Source organism: Geopseudomonas sagittaria, assembly GCF_900115715.1.
Taxonomy (GTDB): domain Bacteria; phylum Pseudomonadota; class Gammaproteobacteria; order Pseudomonadales; family Pseudomonadaceae; genus Geopseudomonas; species Geopseudomonas sagittaria.
Genome location: NZ_FOXM01000037.1, coordinates 1 through 2,923, shown reverse-complemented (window position 1 = coordinate 2,923; position 2,923 = coordinate 1). Strand labels below are relative to the sequence as shown.

At 45.7% G+C, this 2,923-nt stretch carries 4 protein-coding genes; all 4 read right to left on the bottom strand.

Going from position 1 to position 2,923, the window contains the following annotated elements; all coding sequences use genetic code 11:
* Window positions 1-184: 184 nt before the first annotated feature.
* The gene (locus tag BM297_RS21235; RefSeq protein WP_092435817.1) at window positions 185-550 is read right to left on the bottom strand and encodes a hypothetical protein; all 366 of its coding nucleotides are present in this window, start codon (window positions 548-550) and stop codon (window positions 185-187) included.
* A gap of 570 nt (window positions 551-1,120) precedes the next feature.
* Entirely contained in the window at window positions 1,121-1,699 is a 579-nt protein-coding gene (locus tag BM297_RS21225; RefSeq protein WP_092435811.1) for a Swt1 family HEPN domain-containing protein, read from the bottom strand.
* Window positions 1,699-2,349 carry a DUF5343 domain-containing protein gene (locus tag BM297_RS21220; RefSeq protein WP_092435809.1) on the bottom strand — a complete coding sequence of 217 codons (651 nt, stop codon included), beginning with the start codon at window positions 2,347-2,349 and terminating at the stop codon, window positions 1,699-1,701. Before BM297_RS21220 ends, BM297_RS21225 begins: the two co-directional genes overlap by 1 nt.
* 111 nt (window positions 2,350-2,460) lie before the next feature.
* On the bottom strand, window positions 2,461-2,923 hold a 463-nt coding region (locus tag BM297_RS21735), incomplete at its 5' end, for a hypothetical protein (protein ID WP_217648297.1).

The following is a 2,923-nucleotide window of genomic DNA, read 5'->3' as shown; positions in this document are numbered from 1 at the left end:
ACCGAGGCATCGCCTCGCGCCTCCCTGCGAATGGATGGGTTGGAGGGTATCAGCCTCGGGGCGGGCCAGCAGCAGGTTTTTCTACAGCCTCAACGTTTGGTTAAAGGGCCGGCTTCAGCCGGTCCCAGTGAGTGAAGCGAACGGTTTGAACCAAGTGTTAGGAGGCGGCAGCAACGATCGAGAATTAATATTCAATGCCATTTTCTTTACACCATACCGAATAAGCAAATGCGCTCATTTTCTCAATATTTGGCAGCTCTCCGACCGCAACCTCTTGGAAAAAAGATAAGCAATGTTGCCAGTCGGATTTCTCAGGGTTGTGTTCAATCCAGCACTCGTAACCAAACGTTCCGGCTGACAAACCACTGTCATTGTTAGCCGCGCGTAGGACTGCGTTAGCTACTTCCATGCCCCACGCAAGAGCCTCGCCTTCGGACTTGGCTTTAACGAATATTCCCGTCGAAGATTCGTAGTCCTCAACAACCCCATTTTTCCAAAGCGCATATGACTCTGGCTCGTGATATTGGAGGCCCACGAGGTACGTCTGCATATCTGCCTCCTAACGCCAGCAATAAACGGCGCCCTGACAAGGGCGTCCGGTGGAGGCCCATCGGGCCGTAACGAATTTAATTGCCTTGTTATAACATGGTCGCGTAAAGAACATCGCCATAACCCCACACCACTGTGCCTACAACAAGAAGTACCAAGGCCACCCACTGCAAAAAACCAAGGTATTTAATCTCCTCGAGTGTCAAAAACCCTGCAACTGTTTCCATCGTAGGCTCGCCCCTCATTTGCCTATGCAACCTCACCAAAATTAAGGCTTCTGTGATTGCGCAGATGACCGTCACGATTGAGCCACTTCTTTGAAACCACTGTGGGGCTGTGTTTTGCAGGGCCGATATAGAGTTCAGAAAATTTGCCCCAATACTGGTACTGGACACAATTAAGACGATTAGAGCTAAGGCTAGCCAAACCGGGTACCCAATTAATGCTTTTGGGGGAAGACCTTTACCAAATCCCTTCGGCCTGACCATTCTGACTCCCTGAGTTATAACGCTAAATTCAGCGGTAAAAAATGCGCAGCATATTTTATCCGCTGCAATTTCTTGTTAGTTCATCATTCCATTAGCCTGAACCAATCTCGGACAGTAAGCTTCAGCCTCACAACTTCATCTTCAGCCAGAGGACTACAATGCGCTATGGGTCCCCGCAAAAGATTTAGGCTGTTCATGACACGGTTGAACCCTTTTTGACTATTAAAAAGGTCGCCAAATTTTTCCCAATTTTTTCGCACAATCTCACCGAGCTCACCGAACGTGGTGTAATCCAATTCATTTTCTGATCTTTGAGTAAAAGCCGAATCGATTTCTCTCTGAATGTTGTCCTTCACATTTTTACGAGTTTGCTCAGGTATATCTGCTTTTTCCCACCAGTCATCACCCAGCTCTGAGAGTAGTTTTTCATTAATCATTTTTCTGATAGAAACTTCCAAGCAGTAGAATAATTCATAATGAACTGCCATTTCTCGGGCTTCCACACGAATTAAGTGCTGAAACTGCGGATAATATTCATCATCTTTTTCTTCTGACAAATGTATGTTTCTACCTAAATCTATTTTCAGATCTCGCTCAATATAATCAAGAGACCTTTCTGTCATCTGGTTCGAAATTGCGAATAGCTTTATCTTGTCTTCCATCATGATTTCTTCAGCAGGTTTTCTCGCAGGCTTTTGAAGATGGCATTGAAAACAGCTACATCATCAGTTTTAGGCAATACCAAGTTTATTGTATAGGAAAGACTTAAACCAAATTCCTCTGCAACACCAAGAGAGCCGTTCGTTTTCAGTCGCTCAGGAGATTCAGTCTCTTCATCTTCTGATGGTTTTTCGTGCACAATGTCGGAGGTGGAAACTTTGAAATCTGCGAAACCCTTTAATGCTTCAAATGTACCGACGACTGCTTGTACCGTTTTGTTACCTTTTTCTGATCCTGTCATTTCGACAATCAATCCCTCAAGATCAGATTTACTAAGACTATGTGCATATTCGTTTCGAGAGTATATGTCGGAGTATCCTTTTCGAATTGCTTCTGCCATGGCAGCTTTTGAAATTGCTTTATTGGTGTTCCTGAATTGCTTATAAAGATCTGTGGGACTGCCATCGCTTGAAAGAATTGCTATTTTCTTCGCTAACGGTATGAAGGCTTTAGCACTACCTCCGCTAAATCCAAGCTCAGTAGCCAAGTAGTCCTGTGTAAACCTGTCAGGTGTAGCGGCTACTTTTATTTTTTCCAGCACCTTTGCTACTAACCCAGTGGCGTTCATATAAGGAGGGTACGATTTTGCCATTACAATTTCCTCTTTGCTTTAAGGCAGGTTTCTAGAACTAACGTGCAAGCTCAGCCGACGGCAAAAAGCATAGCTTTTTGATGGTCGACTGGAGCGGGATGTTAGAGGGCATTACTCTCGCCACCCTATGGCAAAGTAGTGATCAACACAGAAAGCAACACCTTTCAGGCAAAGCTGTTGGCAACCAGATTGGGCGCAAACCTTGTTGTCTGTGCCTCCACGTGCTTTGAGAAGAAAGGCTTTTTGCGCCTCTACATCCTGAGTCTGCCAGTTGATACTGCTGCTTAGTTTTTTGGCAAAAGCGATATTGCCCTTATCCCATTCATCAACGCTCCAGAGTTGTCCGCATATTTGGCACTGGCAAAGTTTTACCCAGTTTCCGTGCTCAATTGTCGTAAGGCGGTCGAAGAAATCGGGTTGTGACTCAACCTTGATTAGTGCTTCCAATTGTGAGCAAAGGCACGGCATGGATTTGCCCTCTAACGAAGCTGTAGAAAAAACCCGAAAACACCACTGCCACCTCCCCGCGCCGCGATTTTTTGCGTGCGGCCGGGGTGGGTGATCAACAGGGTGT